This is a genomic window from Rhodoferax sediminis (genome assembly GCF_006970865.1).
Taxonomy (GTDB): Bacteria; Pseudomonadota; Gammaproteobacteria; order Burkholderiales; family Burkholderiaceae_C; genus Rhodoferax_A; species Rhodoferax_A sediminis.
On record NZ_CP035503.1, the window covers coordinates 2,358,171 to 2,374,383 of the forward strand.

Annotated in this window: 16 protein-coding genes; 1 reads left to right on the top strand and 15 read right to left on the bottom strand. The window is 66.1% G+C overall.

Annotation, left to right across the window (positions count from 1 at the left end; genetic code table 11):
* Positions 1-38: 38 nt before the first annotated feature.
* The 13 genes from hfq to EUB48_RS11460 form a co-directional block, all read right to left on the bottom strand.
* Complete coding sequence (gene hfq / locus EUB48_RS11400; protein WP_077562716.1) at positions 39-296, bottom strand: RNA chaperone Hfq; 258 nt, start codon at positions 294-296, stop codon at positions 39-41.
* Positions 297-416: 120 nt separating this feature from the next.
* Complete coding sequence (gene der / locus EUB48_RS11405; RefSeq protein ID WP_142819230.1) at positions 417-1,754, bottom strand: ribosome biogenesis GTPase Der; 1,338 nt, start codon at positions 1,752-1,754, stop codon at positions 417-419.
* A gap of 18 nt (positions 1,755-1,772) precedes the next feature.
* A complete protein-coding gene (bamB, locus tag EUB48_RS11410) occupies positions 1,773-2,900 on the bottom strand; it encodes an outer membrane protein assembly factor BamB (RefSeq protein WP_142819231.1) in 1,128 nt (375 codons plus the stop codon).
* A gap of 14 nt (positions 2,901-2,914) precedes the next feature.
* On the bottom strand, positions 2,915-3,619 hold the full coding sequence (locus EUB48_RS11415; RefSeq protein ID WP_142819232.1) for a YfgM family protein: 705 nt from the start codon (positions 3,617-3,619) through the stop codon (positions 2,915-2,917).
* Between the two features lie 14 nt (positions 3,620-3,633).
* Entirely contained in the window at positions 3,634-4,932 is a 1,299-nt protein-coding gene (hisS, locus tag EUB48_RS11420) for a histidine--tRNA ligase (RefSeq protein WP_142819233.1), read from the bottom strand.
* Between the two features lie 90 nt (positions 4,933-5,022).
* Positions 5,023-6,297, bottom strand: coding sequence for a flavodoxin-dependent (E)-4-hydroxy-3-methylbut-2-enyl-diphosphate synthase (gene ispG, locus EUB48_RS11425; RefSeq protein WP_142819234.1), 1,275 nt, complete (start codon positions 6,295-6,297; stop codon positions 5,023-5,025).
* On the bottom strand, positions 6,297-7,205 hold the full coding sequence (locus EUB48_RS11430; RefSeq protein WP_244618177.1) for a helix-turn-helix domain-containing protein: 909 nt from the start codon (positions 7,203-7,205) through the stop codon (positions 6,297-6,299). Before EUB48_RS11430 ends, ispG begins: the two co-directional genes overlap by 1 nt.
* Positions 7,206-7,209: 4 nt before the next feature.
* Positions 7,210-8,046 (bottom strand): type IV pilus biogenesis/stability protein PilW, encoded by an 837-nt coding sequence (pilW, locus tag EUB48_RS11435; protein WP_142819236.1) that lies wholly within the window; start codon positions 8,044-8,046, stop codon positions 7,210-7,212.
* Positions 8,047-8,049: 3 nt separating this feature from the next.
* On the bottom strand, positions 8,050-9,198 hold the full coding sequence (gene rlmN / locus EUB48_RS11440; RefSeq protein WP_142819237.1) for a dual-specificity RNA methyltransferase RlmN: 1,149 nt from the start codon (positions 9,196-9,198) through the stop codon (positions 8,050-8,052).
* A 19-nt stretch (positions 9,199-9,217) separates the two neighbouring features.
* The gene (gene ndk / locus EUB48_RS11445; RefSeq protein ID WP_077562725.1) at positions 9,218-9,643 is read right to left on the bottom strand and encodes a nucleoside-diphosphate kinase; all 426 of its coding nucleotides are present in this window, start codon (positions 9,641-9,643) and stop codon (positions 9,218-9,220) included.
* A 154-nt stretch (positions 9,644-9,797) separates the two neighbouring features.
* A complete protein-coding gene (locus tag EUB48_RS11450) occupies positions 9,798-11,249 on the bottom strand; it encodes a pseudouridine synthase (protein WP_142819238.1) in 1,452 nt (483 codons plus the stop codon).
* Positions 11,246-11,968: an SMC-Scp complex subunit ScpB gene (gene scpB, locus EUB48_RS11455; protein ID WP_142819239.1), complete on the bottom strand. Its 723-nt coding sequence runs from the start codon at positions 11,966-11,968 to the stop codon at positions 11,246-11,248. Before scpB ends, EUB48_RS11450 begins: the two co-directional genes overlap by 4 nt.
* Before the next feature lie 127 nt (positions 11,969-12,095).
* On the bottom strand, positions 12,096-13,127 hold the full coding sequence (locus EUB48_RS11460) for an RluA family pseudouridine synthase (protein ID WP_420821411.1): 1,032 nt from the start codon (positions 13,125-13,127) through the stop codon (positions 12,096-12,098).
* A 47-nt stretch (positions 13,128-13,174) separates the two neighbouring features.
* On the opposite strand from EUB48_RS11460, the gene EUB48_RS11465 reads away from it, so the two are divergent.
* Positions 13,175-13,948: an outer membrane protein assembly factor BamD gene (locus EUB48_RS11465; RefSeq protein ID WP_420821451.1), complete on the top strand. Its 774-nt coding sequence runs from the start codon at positions 13,175-13,177 to the stop codon at positions 13,946-13,948.
* Here the strand turns inward: EUB48_RS11465 and EUB48_RS11470 are convergent.
* Positions 13,911-15,950, bottom strand: a complete 2,040-nt coding sequence (locus EUB48_RS11470; RefSeq protein ID WP_142819241.1) for a DNA repair helicase YoaA — start codon at positions 15,948-15,950, stop codon at positions 13,911-13,913. The two genes, EUB48_RS11465 and EUB48_RS11470, sit on opposite strands and share 38 nt — an antisense overlap.
* A complete protein-coding gene (locus tag EUB48_RS11475) occupies positions 15,947-16,150 on the bottom strand; it encodes a YdcH family protein (RefSeq protein WP_142819242.1) in 204 nt (67 codons plus the stop codon). The genes EUB48_RS11470 and EUB48_RS11475 overlap by 4 nt, the downstream gene beginning before the upstream one ends.
* Positions 16,151-16,213 lie beyond the last annotated feature (63 nt).

Genomic DNA, 16,213 nt, shown 5'->3' on the forward strand with positions numbered 1-16,213 from the left:
GTGTCGGCACAACGTTGACCGGATGCTGGCCTGCGGAATCAGGGTGCGTCCGCGGCGGTTGCGGCTGCGCTCTCGACGGCCGAGAAGTTGACGGCACGCCCCGGCACAATGGTCGAAATGGCGTGCTTGTACACCATTTGCGTCACGGTGTTGCGAAGCAGCACAACGTATTGATCGAATGACTCCACCTGGCCCTGCAGCTTGATGCCGTTCACCAGATAGATGGACACCGGCACATGCTCGCGGCGCAAGGCGTTGAGGAAGGGGTCCTGAAGTAGCTGCCCTTTATTGCTCACGATATTCTCCGTGTTCAGAAGTTGTTGTAGGAACTGGAACCTTACCACAGCGCCGCACCGATGCGACGGCCCCAAAGCGCAATTTCACAAGAAAAAACGGGGCAGCTACGGGGCGCCGGCCTACTCTTTGTCGGCGTACGGGTTGTGCGAGGTTTTCATCTCGATGCGCAGCGGCGTTCCGGTCAGGTTGAATTCCTTGCGGAAGCGCCCTTCCAGGAACCGTTTGTAGGCATCGGTGACGTGTTCCAGCGAGTTGCCGTGGATCACGATGACCGGCGGATTCATGCCGCCCTGGTGCGCGTAGCGCAGTTTGGGCCGGAACATGCCGGCGCGCTTGGGACTCTGGAACTGCACCGCCTCCAGCAGCACGCGCGTCAGCACCGGGGTGGACATCTTGCAGTTGGCCGCCTTGTGGGCCTGAATGATGGACAGCCAGACCGGCCCCAAACCCTGGCGCTTTTGGGCGGAGATGACGTGCATCGCGGCAAACTTGAGAAACGGCAGGCGCGTCTCGATGGAGCGCTGCACCAGCTCGCGCTGGTAGTTGTCGATCGCATCCCATTTGTTGACCGCCAGCACCACGGCGCGGCCGCTCTCCAAGATGTAGCCCGCGATATGCGCGTCCTGGTCGGTCACGCCCTGGGTCGCATCGAGCAGCAGCAGCACCACGTTGGCGGTTTCAATGGCCTGCAGCGTCTTCACCACCGAGAACTTCTCGATGGCTTCAAATACCTTGCCCTTGCGGCGCAGGCCCGCGGTGTCGATCAACTCGAAGCGCTGGCCGTTGCGCTCGAATGGCACCGTGATCGCGTCGCGCGTGGTGCCGGGCAGGTCGAATGCCACCAGCCGCTCCTCGCCCAGCCAGGTGTTGATCAGGGTCGATTTGCCGACGTTGGGGCGCCCTGCGACCGCCAGCTTGATAACGCCGCTGTCGACTTCCGCCGCGCTGTCGTCCGGCTCCGGCAGATGCAGGGGCTCCAGCGCCAGCTCCACCAGGTCGCGGATGCCCTGGCCGTGCGAAGCCGAGATCGGGTATACCTCGCCCAGGCCCAACTCATAAAACTCGGACAGTTGCGCGCCCGCCTGCATGCCTTCGGCCTTGTTCGCGGCCAGCACTGTGGGTTTGCCCAGACGCCGCAGGTATTTGGCAATGTCGTGATCCTGGGCCGACAGGCCGGCACGCGCGTCCACCACGAAAATCACCACATCCGCCTCGGCCACTGCCTGACGCGTCTGTTTCGCCATTTCCTTGTAGATGCCGCTGGCCGCGTCCGGCTCGAAGCCGCCGGTGTCGATGGCGATGAATTCGTGCGGGCCCTGGCGCCCGTTGCCGTAGTGCCGGTCGCGCGTCAGGCCCGCAAAGTCGGCCACGATGGCGTCGCGCGACCTGGTGAGCCGGTTGAACAGGGTGGATTTGCCGACGTTGGGGCGGCCGACCAGGGCCAGGACGGGCTTCACGTGCGACTGCCTAGCAGCTCATTCCGGCTGGAAGCCATAGACACCCCCGTTGCGTGTCACCACGACGAGGGTATTGCCGGCGGCCACGGGCGCCGCCACCACGGCCGAGCCGTCGGTCGTGAGCCGGGTCAGCAAGGACCCGTCTTCGCGCGACAGCAAGTGAACGAAGCCGGCGCTGTCGCCAACCACCACCGAGCGCCCCAGCGCCAAGGGCGCGCTCAGGCCGCGGTATTTCAGGCTGTCGGTGCTCCAGGCCTGCTCGCCATTGGCGCGTCGCCAGGCCACAACCTTGCCGTCCATCTCGGTGCCGAACAGAAGCCGGTCATCGCCCTGCAGCCCCTGCGCGCCATTCGCCGGCCGGGTCCACAGCACGGCGCCGCGCACGGCATCGACGCAGCCGACCGCCGTCTGGAACGCCCGCGCGCAGACTTCATTGCCCACCCGACTCACTGGGCTCACCAGATCGGCCAGCCGCTCGATATCGTTGGTGCCGCGCGGGGACGCGATCGGCGCCTCCCAGCGCAGGCTGCCGTTCAGGGGATTGAGGCCCACCATGCGGCCCGACAAGCCCACCACCAGCGTGTCGCCAACCGCCAGCAGGACGCCGCCCTGGCGCAGGATCAGCGGTTCACTGGGCGGTTTTTGCAGCCACAAGCGGCGCCCGGACTGGCCATCGTAGGCGCTCACCGAGCGGTCCGCCGCGAGTACGAAGACGCGCGCGCCGGCCACCAGGGGTGCGGTATAGGCCTGCGCCTGCAGCTTCTGGCGCCACAACTCACGCCCGCCCTGCAGCGCGACCAGCTCGTTGCCCGTCGTCACCACTGCGGCCAGCTTGCCGTCGCTGCCGACACCGGCGGCGATCGGCGTGCGCACCGAGGTGCGCCACAGGTCGCGCCCGGTGCGCGCATCGATCGCCGCTACGGTGCCGCCTGCGCCGGCCAGCGTCACCGTGTTGCCATTCACGTTGACATCGAGCGGAAAGTCGATGGCGCCCACATGCGCGGTCCAGACCTGGCGCACGCCGATCAGTGCCTCGTTGGGGGCCAGGGGCGTTGGCTTCGGAGGCGGCGAGCCGCTCGAGCACGCCGCCAGGGATGCTACGAAAACGATAGCTACCAGCGCCCTCGGTGCAAGGGCTGAAGGCATAAAATGTCTCAAACTCACGAGTGTTCCCCGGTGGCAGACGCGTTGGCCTGCGGCGCCGTTGCCTGGCCTGGTGCAGCCCCCGGGTCCACGCCCAGGGCGTTCAGCTTGACTTCAACCACGCGCCGGTATTGCGACTGCGCCTCGAAGCCCTTGTAGGCCCGGCTGTACTGCGTCACGGCATCAGCCTTCTTGCCCTGCAGCACATCGATATCGCCCAGGCGGTCCGCCACCAGCGCCGCGAACTCGGACGGGAACGAGCCGGCGAGCTGCTTGCGCGCCTCGTCGTAGGCTTTGGCCTGCATCAACACGGCCGCCAGGCGCAATTTGGCGATGGACTGGTAACCCTCGTCGGAGGCCTTGTCGGCCACCCAGGCCAGCGCCGCCTTGGCCCCGTCGATATTGCCTTTTTCATCCATCACCTTGGCCACCAGCAGGCCCGACTGCTGCGCGTAAGTGGTGCGGCCGTATCGGTCTTTCATGTCACTGAAGGAGCGCTCCAGCATGGCCGTATCGCCCGCCTGCGCGGCACGCTCGACCTCGTCGTACAGCGCCGATGCCTTGGTGGCCTGGTCGCGTTGCCAGTACTGGTAGCCGTTCCAGGCGGCCAGCGCGCTAAACACCAGCAGCAATGTCCAGGTGATCAGGTCGCCGTATTTTTTCCAGTAATGCTTGAGTTCATCAAGCTGTTCCTGTTCTTGAAGATCGAGAGGTGTAGCCATGGTGTGTGATTCGTTTAAGTCAGCGATTGTAGGGTGGCGGCCCAGCCGGACACGTCGGCCAGCGGCTGCATCACCTGCTGGCCGCTGCCGTCGCGCAGGGATTTGACGGCCACCAGGTTTTGCGCCAGTTCGTCCGCGCCGAAGATCAGGGCATGGCGGGCGCCGCTGGCATCGGCCTTCTTGAGCTGCGACTTCATGCTGCCCCGGCCCTCGCCGGTGCCGGCATGCATCTGCACGTTGACGCCCGCCGCGCGCAGGGCCTGCAGCGTGCACATCGCCACAGGCAGCGCCGCCGCATCGGGAATCACGGCGTAGGCGTCGGGCACGGGCGGCGCGATGACAGGGCCCACGGCCTCCAGCAACAGCAGCAGGCGCTCCACGCCCAGGCCCCAGCCGACGGCCGGCGTCGGCTTGCCGCCGAGCTGCTCGAACAGGCCGTCGTAGCGCCCGCCGCCGCAGACCGTACCCTGCGAGCCCAGCTTGTCGGTGACCCATTCGAAGACGGTCAGGTTGTAGTAGTCCATGCCGCGCACCAGGCGCGGATTCACGCGGTAGGCCAGCCCCGCGGCATCGAGGATGGCGCGCACCGCGTTCAGATGCGCCAGCGAGGCCTCGCCCAGAAAGCTCATGAGCTGCGGCGCCGACTCGACGATCGATTGCATCGCCGGGTTCTTGCTGTCGAGGATGCGCAGCGGGTTGCTGTGCAGGCGGCGCCTGGCGTCCTCGTCGAGCACCGACGCATGGGCCTCGAAGTGGGCGATCAGCGCCTCGCGGTGCTGTCGGCGCTCGTCCGCCTGGCCCAGGCTGTTGATCTCGAGCCGCACGTCCTCGCCTTCGACCAGGCCCAGCTCCTGCCACAGCGCGCGGCACATCAGGATCTGCTCGGCGTCCACATCGGGTCCGCAATAGCCCAGGGCCTCGACGTCGATCTGGTGGAACTGGCGATAGCGGCCTTTTTGCGGACGCTCATGGCGGAACACGGCACCCATGGTCCACACGCGCAGCGGGCCGTTGTACAGCGCGTTGTGCTCGACCATCGCGCGCACGATGCCGGCGGTGGCCTCCGGGCGCAGCGTGAGCTGGTCGCCGTTCATTGAGTCGGTGAAGGAATACATCTCCTTCTCGACGATATCGGTAACCTCGCCCAGGCCGCGCACGAACAGCGCCGTCGGCTCGACGACGGGGGTGCGCACATTGGCGTAGCCATAGCGCCGCATCAGCGCGCGCACCTTGTCTTCGAACCACTCCCAGCGCGCCGACTCGGGCGGCAGGATGTCGTTCATGCCCTTGACGGCGGTTAACTTCTCGGCCATTGAATTTTTGTCTGCTACTTAAGTGATAGCTGCCTGCGCAGCACTGATACAGGCTACAGCCTGTTTTTATTCAAAAACTGAAAGCCTGACTCAGACCGTCTCGGCCGTGCGCCGGGTGCCAAAGCGTTTTTCAATGTAGTTTTCCACGATGGCCTGGAACTCCTGCGCGATGTGTTCGCCGCGCAGGGTCACGTTCTTTTCGCCGCCGATGTAGACCGGCGCCGCCGGCGCCTCGCCGGTGCCCGGCAGGCTGATGCCGATGTCGGCGTGCTTGCTCTCGCCCGGACCGTTGACGATGCAGCCCATCACCGCCACCTTGAGTTTCTCCACGCCCGGATAGCGCTCGCGCCACACCGGCATTTGCGCCCGCAGGAAGTCGTCGATCTGCTTGGTGAGCTCCTGGAAGGTGCTGCTGGTGGTGCGCCCGCAGCCAGGGCAGGCGGTCACGCTGGGATTGAAGCTGCGCAGTCCGAGCGCCTGCAGGATCTCCGACGCCACGACGACCTCCTGGGTGCGTGCTTCACCGGGTTGCGGTGTGAGCGAGACCCGAATCGTGTCGCCGATGCCTTCCTGCAGCAGGATCGACAGGGCCACGCTGGACGCCACCGTGCCCTTGGCGCCCATGCCGGCCTCGGTCAGGCCCAGGTGCAGCGCGTAGTCGCAGCGCCTGGCCAGCTCACGGTACACGGCGATCAGATCCTGCACACCGCTGACCTTGCACGAGGGAATGATCTGGTGGCCCGGCATGCCCATTTCCTCGGCCCGGCGCGCCGAGTCGATGGCCGAACTCACGAGCGCCTCGTACATCACCTGTTTCGCATCCCAGGGCTCGCTGCGCAGGCTGTTCCGGTCCATCAGGCTGGCCAGCAGTTCCTGGTCGAGGCTGCCCCAGTTCACGCCGATGCGCACCGGCTTGTCCCAGCGCATCGCCGCCTCGATCATCTGGCCGAACTGCTTGTCGTGCTTGCTGCCCTTGCCGACGTTGCCCGGGTTGATGCGGTACTTGGACAAGGTCTGCGCGCAATCCGGGAAATCGGTCAGCAGCCGGTGGCCGTTGTAGTGAAAGTCGCCGATCAGCGGCACATCAATGCCCATGCGGTCGAGTTGCTCGCGGATGTGCGGCACCGCCTGCGCGGCCTCGGGTGTGTTGACGGTGATGCGCACCATCTCCGAGCCGGCCAGCGCCAGTTCCTTGACCTGGATCGCGGTGCCGATGGCGTCGGCCGTGTCGGTGTTGGTCATGGACTGGACGCGCACCGGCGCGTCGCCGCCCACCGTCACGCTGCGCGAACCCCAGACCACACGGGCCTGGCGAGAGTGACGCGGCCGGGGCGTGGCAAATTCGATAGGGAGATCGGAGGCCATTACTTCACCTCAAAACGTGCAACATTGTTTTTGGTCGAAGATGCCAGATCAAGGGGCTTGCCCCTGACCTGCACCTGGATGGCATCGGCGCGGCCGACCACCACCGACAAGGGCAACGCACCGGAGACTTCAGACACTTCTGCGGGCGCCAGCGTCTTGCGCAAGGCCACCTTGCCTTTGGCGTCGATCACCTGCACCCAGGACGCGGCCCGCGCATTGAATACAAGGACGGCACCGGGGGCTCCATCCACCGGGGTGGGCGCTGCTGCCGCTACCGCCGGCTGCGGCGGCGCCGTTGTGGGCGCGGCGCCAGTCTCGGGCGCCGACGTGAGCAGGGGCGCCGCCGTGGTCGTCACCGGCGGGTCGGCCACCTTATCGGCGGCGGGCCCGGGCACGGCAGCCGCAGCCACTACAGGCACCGGCGCGGCCGTCACGGGTGCGGCGTCCGCGACACTGGCCTCACGAGTGAAGCTGGGCAGCAGGATCAGCACCAGTGCGCCCAGCAAAAGCGCCAGCACCGCCATCACCACGGGGCGCGAGAGCTGGTCCCAGAACCCGGACCGGAGGTTTTCGCCCGGCGCATGAAACGGCGCGTTGATGGTCTCGTCGTCCGGCGTCAGGCGCGGCGCCGTTGATTGCGGCAGCCTGGCGAGCACCGGGGCCGGATCGATCTTGAGCATGCGGCACACGGTCGCCGCCAGGGCCCGCGCAAACACCGCATCGGGAAGTTCGCCCCACTGGTCCGCCTCGAGCGCCTCCAGCTTCCTCACAGGCACCTTCAGCGAGACCGCGAGTACGGCAATATGCAGGCCGGCGGCCTCACGCGCCTGCCGCAGCAGCGTTCCCGCGCTCAGCTCCGGCGCCGCCGCGGCCTCAGCGGAAAACGAGCCGCCCGGGATGGGCTGCATGGGCTCACTCATCAAAAGCCCCCTTCTGATACGCCACCAGCTCGGGCGACTGGGGAAAACGCCGCTGCAACTGGTCGGCCAGTTGCAGCATGGCCTCGCGATTGTTCATGCGGCGCTCGACCTTGATGCCCAGCCACAGCGATTCCGCGTTGGCCAGATCGGTGTTGTTGATGCGCCGGATGTAGAACCGGGCGCGCGTGAGCTCGTTGCGCTGAAACAGCAGGCTGGCCAGGTTGTAGCCCGTGATGGGATTGCCGGCATCGAGCTGGTACGACTGGGACAGCGTGGCTTCCGCCTCTGCCTTGTGGCCGGCTTGCATCTGGCACAAGCCTTCCGTCATCAGGGTCTTGGCTTTTTCGCCATAGAGCGGGATGGCCAGCGCCTGCTTGAAGGCCTGGTCCGCTTCCGGGTAGCGGCGCTGCTGGCACAGCATCCAGCCGTAGTTGTGCAGGATGCCGCCGTCGCGCGGCTTCAAGGCCATGGCGCGGCGAAAACTGTCCTCGGCCAATTTGGGGTCGTCCAGCCGCATGTAGACCAGGCCGCGCAGGTTGTAGGCCTCGCCATAGCTGGGGTCCGTCACGATGGCCCGCTTGAGCTCGTCGAGCGCTATCGTCGTCTGGCCCCGGTTGAAGTAGTCCACCGCGAGGTCCAGCCGGATTTGCGCCCGTTTGCGGGCCGGCGTTGCATCCGATTCGGTGGCGATGTCGGTACCGGCGTCAGACGCGCCCGTCGTGCCTGAATTCGCCGCGCAACCCGCCAGGCCGGCCAGCGCCGACACCACGAAACAGGCCTGCGCCAGCCACAGGACAACCTGCCGCTTGCCTACACCGGGGTTCTTCATGCCTCAAATCTCCTTGGTGGCAACAGCGGTTGCCTCGACCGGTTTCAACATCACGATGCGCTGGCGCGCGATGCGCTTGCCCACGCCGGTTCGGTCCTTGACATCGCCTGCGAGCTGGCCGCAGGCGGCATCGATATCGTCCCCGCGCGTCTTGCGCACCGTGGTCACGATCCCCGCATCGCTCAGAATTTTGCCAAACGCGGCCACCTGCTCCGGCGGCGAGCACAGCAATCCGGATTCGGGAAAGGGATTGAAGGGAATCAGGTTGAACTTGCACCAGATGCCCTGCCCCTGATGCTGGCGCACCAGGCTGACCAGTTGCCGCGCCTGCTCCAGCTGGTCGTTCACCCCATCGAGCATGCAGTACTCGAACGTGATGAAGTCGCGCGGCGCATGGGCCAGATAGCGGTTGCAGGCATCGAGCAATTCATTCAAAGGGTACTTGCGATTCAGCGGCACCAGGTTGTCGCGCAAGGCGTCGGTCGGGGCATGAAGCGAGACCGCGAGCGCCACCGGGCAGTCCAGGCCCAGACGGTCGATCATGGGCACCACGCCGGAGGTCGACACCGTCACGCGCCGGCGCGACAGGCCATAGCCGTGGTCGTCGAGCATGGTGCGCAGGGCGGGGATCAGCGCCGCGTAGTTCTGCAGCGGCTCGCCCATGCCCATCATCACCACGTTGGAGATGACACGCTCGTCGCGCGCCAGGTGCTTGCGCAGAAAATGCTCGGCAAACCACAGCTGCGCGGTGATCTCTCCGCTGGTCAGGTTGCGGCTGAAGCCCTGGTGCCCGGTCGAGCAGAATCGGCAGCCGACCGCGCAGCCCGCCTGGGACGACACGCACAGGGTGCCGCGATCCTCTTCGGGGATGAATACCGCCTCGACCGCGTTGCCGGCGCCCACATCGAACAGCCATTTGATGGTGCCGTCCGATGATTCGTGCTGCGAGATGACCTGCAGGCCCTGGATATGGGCCGCCACCTTGAGTTTTTCGCGCAGCGACTTGGCCAGATCGGTCATCTGGTCGAAATCGCAGGCGCCCTTCTGGTGAATCCAGCGGAACAACTGGGTGGCACGGAAGCGTTTTTCTCCGTGCCGCTCGCAAAAGGCGGCCAGGCCCTCAAGGTCGTAGTCGAGCAGGTTGGCCGTCATCGCATGATCAATCGATGGATCAGCGCGAGTAAACGTTCATGCCCGCGAAGAAGAAGCTGATTTCTTCTTTCGCCGTCTCGGCGGCATCGGAGCCATGCACGGCATTCGCGTCGATGCTGTCGGCAAAGTCGGCGCGGATGGTGCCGGCGTCGGCCTTCTTGGGGTCGGTGGCGCCCATCAGGTCGCGATTTTTCAGGATGGCGTTCTTGCCCTCCAGCACCTGGATCATCACCGGGCCGGAGATCATGAAGTCCACCAGGTCCTTGAAGAAGGGCCGCGCCTTGTGCACGGCGTAGAAGGCCTCGGCTTCGGCGCGCGACAGGTGCGCCATGCGGGCGGCGATTACTTTCAGGCCGGCGGCCTCGAAGCGGGCATAAATCTGGCCGATCACGTTTTTGGCAACGGCATCGGGCTTGATGATGGAGAGGGTGCGTTCGATAGCCATATGTATTTTTCCTGAGCTTGGATGTTGATTTTCGCCCCACGGGCAAAGCCTTGTATTTTAACCGGTACCATGAATTCGCCTTCGGCATTGCGTCAGGGAGGATCAGTGCAAGGGGCCGGTGGTTCCGTCCTGTCCGGGCGGCGGCTGGCGCCTGTTATCGGCCGCGGCCACCCCCGCCACGGCGCTGGCCGCCTCCTCCGCCACCGCCACCACCGCTGCGGCGTTGACCCTGGCCTTGGCCCTGCCCTTGTCCCTGGCGCTGCCGGGTGAAGCTGTCGGCGCCGATGTAGCCAAACGCCGTCTTCATCGGGTCGGGCTGCGCGCTGGCGCTTTGCCGGTCATCGCGCTCGCCGCCCTTGCGCCGCTGGCCCTGACCCTGACCTTTACCCTGGTTGTTTCCGGGCGCGCCGGCAGGCGCCGCATTGCGCTGCCCCTCGCCGGAGCCTCGCGGGCCCGCACCGCGTCCGCCGCGGCGCCGGTTGCGCCCGCCCGCGCGGCCGGCGCCGTCACGCCCCTGCGATTCGCCGGCGCCCGGGCCGCGCACCTCGCCACGGCCCTGCCCATTGGCGGAGCCTGCCGCCTGCACCAGCGCGCGGATGTCACGCTCGTCCAGTTCCAGCCAGGCGCCGCGCTTGAGGCCGCGCGGCAGCACCATGGCGCCGTAGCGGATGCGGATCAGGCGGCTGACCGCGTGACCGACAGCCTCGAGCATGCGGCGCACTTCGCGGTTGCGGCCTTCGGAAATCGTCACGCGGTACCAGCAGTTGGAACCTTCTCCGCCGCCGTCCTCGATCGAGCCAAACTGGGCCACCCCGTCGTCCAGCTTCACGCCCTCCAGCAGGCGCTGTTTCTCGTCATTGCTCAGCGCGCCGAGCACGCGCACAGCGTACTCGCGCTCCAGCCCGAAGCGCGGGTGCATCAGCTTGTTGGCCAGCTCGCCCGAGTTGGTGAACAGCAGCAGGCCTTCGGTGTTCAGGTCCAGCCGCCCGACCGATTGCCACTTGCCCTGCACCAGCTTGGGCAGGCGGCGAAACACCGTGGGGCGGTTCTGCGGATCGTCATTCGTGACCACCTCGCCCACCGGCTTGTGGTACGCGATCACGCGCGCTGGCGGCGGGTCGACGCGAAAGCGGATCGGCTTGCCATTGACCTTGACCTGGTCGCCGAACTGGATGCGCTGGCCAATGTGCGCCGGCTCGTTGTTGACCGAGATGCGCCCTTCCACGATGAGCTGCTCCATCTCGAGCCGCGAACCTAGGCCGGTCTGCGCCAGCACCTTGTGCAGCTTGGGACTCTCGGCCTGCGGGGCGAGCACGCGCTTCAGGCTGGGCAGCTCTTCGCTCTCCTCGTCGGCGTCGAACTGCCCCGAGACCACATCGGCGAATCGGATCGGCACGGGCGGGGCATTGACTGGCGGCTTGCTGCGCTGGGCCAGCGAGCCGTCATCGGTCTCGTCGGAGTCCTCGGAGTCCTCGTCGTCGTCCCATTTCTCGTGCACTACCAAATCAGTAGCATCCTGCGAAGACGCAGCATGGGCTGGAACCTTCTTTTCCTCATCATCCAGTTCCGCTGGAGAGGTCGGCTCGGGGGTGTTGTGATCGTTCATGCTTGAGTCCCGTTGAGTGGGGTGGTTTCGTCCCCGGCAGGGGTGTCGGCCAGCAGGGCTGCTGGCGCCGATTCGTAGGCGGTGGTGTCGTCCGCGTCGAGCGCATCACCGGGTACCAGAACAGCGTCTGCCGCCGGCTCGGCCATCGGCAGCGCCGGCTGCGATGCCTCCAGCGTGTTCAAGGCGTCCAGCATGCCGGCCTGCCCCGATGCGTTGTCCGACACGGGCAGCTGGTCCAGCGATTCGATGCCCAGGTCGTCGAGAAACTGTTTGGTGGTGGCGAACAGTGCCGGGCGGCCGACGGTCTCACGGTGGCCGATCACCTCCACCCAGCCGCGGTCTTCCAGCTGCTTGAGGATCAGCGAGTTGATGGTGACGCCGCGAATGTCTTCCATGTCGCCCCGGGTCACCGGCTGCCGGTACGCAATGATGGCCAGCGTTTCCAGCGTCGCGCGGCTGTAGCGCGGCGGCTTTTCGGGGTGCAGCCGGTCCAGGTATTCGCGCAGTTCGGGGCGGCTCTGGAAGCGCCAGCCCGTGGCCACGCTGACCAGTTCGACGCCGCGTGGGGTCCAGTCGTTTTGCAGATCCTGTAACAGCGACTTGATGGTGTCGGCGCCCAGTTCGTCATTGAACAGGACGCGCAGCTCGCGCACCGGCAGCGGTTGCTGCGAACAGATCAAGGCCGTTTCGAGGACGCGTTTGGCATCCGCCGTATTCATGTATTGCAATTTCCGGGAAAAGGCGCTTCTTGAAGCGCAAAAATCAGGGACGATTCAATTCGGAGCGTGGCCGGGAAGCCGCAGTTCAGGCAACGCGCACCTCAAGCTGGCAAGCGAGGCGCGAGCACTAGGCTCCTGACGCAGCATTGTAACTTAGGCTCCAGGCCATCAAGGCCCGTTCCATATCGGGCGGCAGGGGCGCGTGGAACTCGAGCGCCTGCCCCGTCACCGGATGCACAAACGCCAGCCGGAAGGCGTGCAGGGCCTGGCGCTGCAGGCCCGCCGCGGGCGCGCCGCCATACACCTCGTCCGCCACCAGCGGATGGCCAATGGAGGCCATATGGACCCGAATCTGGTGCGTGCGGCCGGTTTGCAAAGTACAACGCACCCAACAGCCAAGCTCACAATCTTGTAGCAGCTCCACCATGGTGCTGGCCGGCTTGCCGGCGTTTTGATTCATATCCACGACCGCCATGCGCAGGCGGTTGCGCGGATCACGTCCCACGGGCGCCTCCACCAGCCGCGCGGCCGGCCCGCTCCAGCGGCGGTGCGCCAATGCCAGGTACTGCCGGCTCACCTCGCGCGCCGCGATCAACTGCACCAGCGCATCCATCACCTGCCGGGTGCGCGCCACGACCATCAGGCCGCTGGTGTCCTTGTCCAGCCGGTGCACGATGCCGGCGCGCGGCAGCAGCCGGGCCGCCTCGTCGCGTGCCAGCAAGCCGTTGAGCAGCGTGCCACTCCAGTTGCCGGGCGCCGGATGCACCACCAGCCCCGCAGGTTTGTTGACCACCAGCAGATGTTCGTCCTCGAACACTACGTCGATCGGCATGGCCTCGGGTTTGAATGCCTGGCTTTGCGGCGTGGGCCGCAGTTCGATCAAGCCCCGGTCGCCGGCCTTGACCCGGACGGAGGGCTTGCGGCACAGCTTGTCATTGACGCTGACCGCCCCCGCCTCGATCAACTGCTGCAGGTAGCTGCGCGAGAACTCGTGCACCAGCGCCGCCAGCGCCCGGTCCAGCCGCTCGCCATGCTGCGCCGGGCCCATGGTGAGGCTGCGCAGTTCGACCTCGGGCCCGGCCTCCGCGGCGTCTTCCAGGACCGGCGAGGGTTCGTCGCCCGCAGGGACGCTCGATATAATCAATTGGCTTTGTTTCAAGAAAGTTGCCTGTGACGCTTCGTGCCAAATTATCGGTTGTCCCCGTCTTGCTGCTGGTGAGCTTGGGCGCGCTCGTATCGGGCTGCTCCACCACGACCAAGGACGAGACCGCTGGCTGGAGTCCGAACAAGATTTACGCCGAAGCCAAGGACAATATGGACTCGGGCGGCTACGACAAGGCCGTTCCCCTGTTTGAAAAGCTCGAAGGCCGCGCCGCCGGCACGCCTCTGGCGCAGCAAGCGCAAATCGACAAGGCGTACGCGCAATACAAGGGCGGCGAGCAGGCGCAGGCGATTGCCACGCTGGACCGCTTCATGAAACTGCATCCCGCCAGCCCGGCCATGGACTACGCGCTGTACCTCAAGGGCCTGGTCAACTTCAACGACGATCTGGGCCTGTTCTCGTTCCTGACACGCCAGGATCTGTCGGAGCGCGACCAGAAGGCGGCCAAGGATTCGTTCGAGTCTTTCAAGGAACTGGCGACCCGTTTCCCCGATTCGCGCTACACCCCGGACGCCCGCCAGCGCATGACTTATATCGTCAACTCGCTGGCCGCCTATGAAGTGCATGTAGCCCGCTACTACTACACGCGCGGCGCCTATGTGGCCGCCATCAACCGCTCCGAGGTGGCCTTGCGCGACTACCGCGATGTTCCTGCGCTCGAAGAGGCCTTGTACATCATGGTGAAATCCTATGACGCACTGGGTATGACGCAGCTGCGCGACGATACCAACCGCGTGATGGAAAAAAGCTACCCGAAAAGCACTTACCTGAGCCGCGGCTTCAAGTCCAGCTCGGATCCATGGTGGAAGATCTGGTAGCGTCCGCCGCCACTCGCCCGGCATTCAGGGCCTCCAGCGCCTCCAGGAATTCATCTTCGGACTGCAGTTGCCGCATCGGCGGCAGCGCCGCCAGCAGGCGCCGGCCATAACCCATGCTGGCGAGTCGCGTATCGCAAACCACCAGCACTCCCTGGTCCGACTCGCGCCGGATCAACCGGCCGGCGCCCTGCTTCAGCGCCACCGCCGCCTCGGGCACAAAATAATCGTTGAAGGGGCTGCGCCCCGCTGCCTCCAGGCGCTGCGCGCGCGCCTCCACCAGTGGGTCGTTGGGTGGCGGAAATGGCAGCTTGTCGATGATCACCAGTTGCAAGGCGTCGCCCGGCACGTCGATGCCCTCCCAGAAGGAGGCCGAGGCCACCAGCACACAGCCCGGCGCGCCGTTGGCATCGCCCTCGCGGAATCGCTCCATCAGGCGGCGCTTGGGCATCTGGCCCTGCACCAGAACATCGACGAGGCCCTCGCTTTCAAAACGGCTTTGCAAGGTCTCGCCGATGCTGCGCAGCGCGCGCAGCGTGGTGGTCAGCACCAGGGTGCGGCCACCGAGCCGGCGCAGCGCCGCCTCCACCAGAGCGGCCACCTGCGCGCTGTGCGCCGGATCGCTCGGCCTGGACAAATGCCGCGGCACATAGACAGCCGCCTGGCGCGCGTAGTCGAACGGGCTGCCCACCCTTAGAACTTCGGCCTCGGTCAGCCCGCACGGCTCGGTAAACCAGCGCAGTTGCGGATCATCGCCCAGCGTGGCGGAGGTGAAGATCCAGGCCTTGAGCGCCTGCGCCTCCTGGCCTTCTTGCAGCAGCCTTGTTTGCACCGTTTTGGCGATATCCAGCGGCGACTCCACCAGCCGCAGCTGCGTGCCCACGTCGACCCAGCGCACCGATTCCAGTGCGCATTTGCCCGAAAAACACGCCACCCGCTCGGCGAACTGGCTGACACGCTCGTGCAGCCGCACGAAATCGGGCGCCATCTCGCTGACCGTGTCCAGCGCCGCCATGGCCTGGGTGCAGGCCGCATGCAACTCCTGCAGCGCCTGGGTCCAGGCATCCGCAGAAACGTTCTCTGGCACGGCCCCCGTCCAGCGCAATTTGCTGCCCGGATAGACCTTGCCCACCGCCAGGCGCAGTTCCCGCGCTGCCCGCTCGAGCGCAGACACCACTTGTTGCCAATCGACCAGCCCGCGCGCGTGTTGCAGGCCGGCGGCCAGCAGGTCACGCGCAAAGTCGAGTAATTGCCCCGTGGTCAGACGCGTGCCGAGAAACTGCACACCGGTCTCGTTGAGCTGATGCGCCTCGTCGAAAATCGCCACGCGCACGGTCGGCAGCAGCTCGGCCATGCCGGACTCGCGCACCGCCAGGTCGGCAAAGAACAGGTGGTGGTTGATGACCACCACGTCGGCCGCCAGCGCCTCGCGCCGTGCCAGGTTGACGTGGCAGGCGCGGAATTGGGGACACTGCGCGCCCAGGCAATTCTCGCGGGTGGAGGTGACCAGCGGGATCAGCGGCGAGCGCTCGTCCAGCCCCGGCAATTCCGCCAGATCGCCGGTGCGCGTCACCTGCGCCCATTGCTCGATCTTGGCCAGAGTCCGCAGCGAGCCCCGATCAGGCAACTGCGCCTCGCGGCGCGCAAGTTCCAGCCGGTGCAGGCACAGATAACTGCCCCGGCCCTTGAGCAAAGCGCTGCGCACGGGCAGCCCGAGTGCCTGCACCAAGCGCGGCAGATCGCGGCCGAACAGCTGGTCCTGCAGTGTTTTGGTGGCGGTTGACAGCAAGACGCGTTCGCCACTGAGCAGTGAAGGCACCAGGTAAGAAAACGTTTTGCCAACGCCGGTACCCGCCTCGACCACCAGCACGCCGCCATTTTCAATGGTGCGTGACACGGCCAGCGCCATCGCCACCTGCTCCTCGCGCGGCTTGAAATGCTCGGCCGCGCGCGACAGCACGCCGTCGGGCGCGAAAGCTTCGCGGACCAGTTCTTGCAGGCTCATGCCGGCTCTTTGGGGTCCAGCGCCAGCTCCAGCCGGTAGATCTGGTCGCGCAGCGCCAGCCGGCGCTTTTTCAGCCGGCGCATCATGAGTTCATCGAGCGGCGTCTCGTGGCTGGTGCGGTCGATCAGCGCGTCCAGGTCGGCGTGCTCCATGCGCAACTCGATCAGGCGCCGTTCCGGGGAATGCAGGTTTGAGTCCAAAAATTCAATCAATACCAGCCCGTGCGGGCTGTGTTCGGGTTCACCTGATAATACGTGTTTAAC

Coding starts and splice junctions, on each gene's coding strand:
- EUB48_RS11430 (WP_244618177.1), bottom strand. CDS start 7,205: ATGCAGCCCATCCCGGGCGGCTCGTTTTCCGCTGAGGCCGCGGCGGCG.
- pilW (WP_142819236.1), bottom strand. CDS start 8,046: ATGAAGAACCCCGGTGTAGGCAAGCGGCAGGTTGTCCTGTGGCTGGCG.
- scpB (WP_142819239.1), bottom strand. CDS start 11,968: ATGAATACGGCGGATGCCAAACGCGTCCTCGAAACGGCCTTGATCTGT.
- EUB48_RS11450 (WP_142819238.1), bottom strand. CDS start 11,249: ATGAACGATCACAACACCCCCGAGCCGACCTCTCCAGCGGAACTGGAT.
- ndk (WP_077562725.1), bottom strand. CDS start 9,643: ATGGCTATCGAACGCACCCTCTCCATCATCAAGCCCGATGCCGTTGCC.
- hisS (WP_142819233.1), bottom strand. CDS start 4,932: ATGGCCGAGAAGTTAACCGCCGTCAAGGGCATGAACGACATCCTGCCG.
- rlmN (WP_142819237.1), bottom strand. CDS start 9,198: ATGACGGCCAACCTGCTCGACTACGACCTTGAGGGCCTGGCCGCCTTT.
- bamB (WP_142819231.1), bottom strand. CDS start 2,900: ATGCCTTCAGCCCTTGCACCGAGGGCGCTGGTAGCTATCGTTTTCGTA.
- EUB48_RS11470 (WP_142819241.1), bottom strand. CDS start 15,950: ATGAGCCTGCAAGAACTGGTCCGCGAAGCTTTCGCGCCCGACGGCGTG.
- ispG (WP_142819234.1), bottom strand. CDS start 6,297: ATGGCCTCCGATCTCCCTATCGAATTTGCCACGCCCCGGCCGCGTCAC.
- EUB48_RS11415 (WP_142819232.1), bottom strand. CDS start 3,619: ATGGCTACACCTCTCGATCTTCAAGAACAGGAACAGCTTGATGAACTC.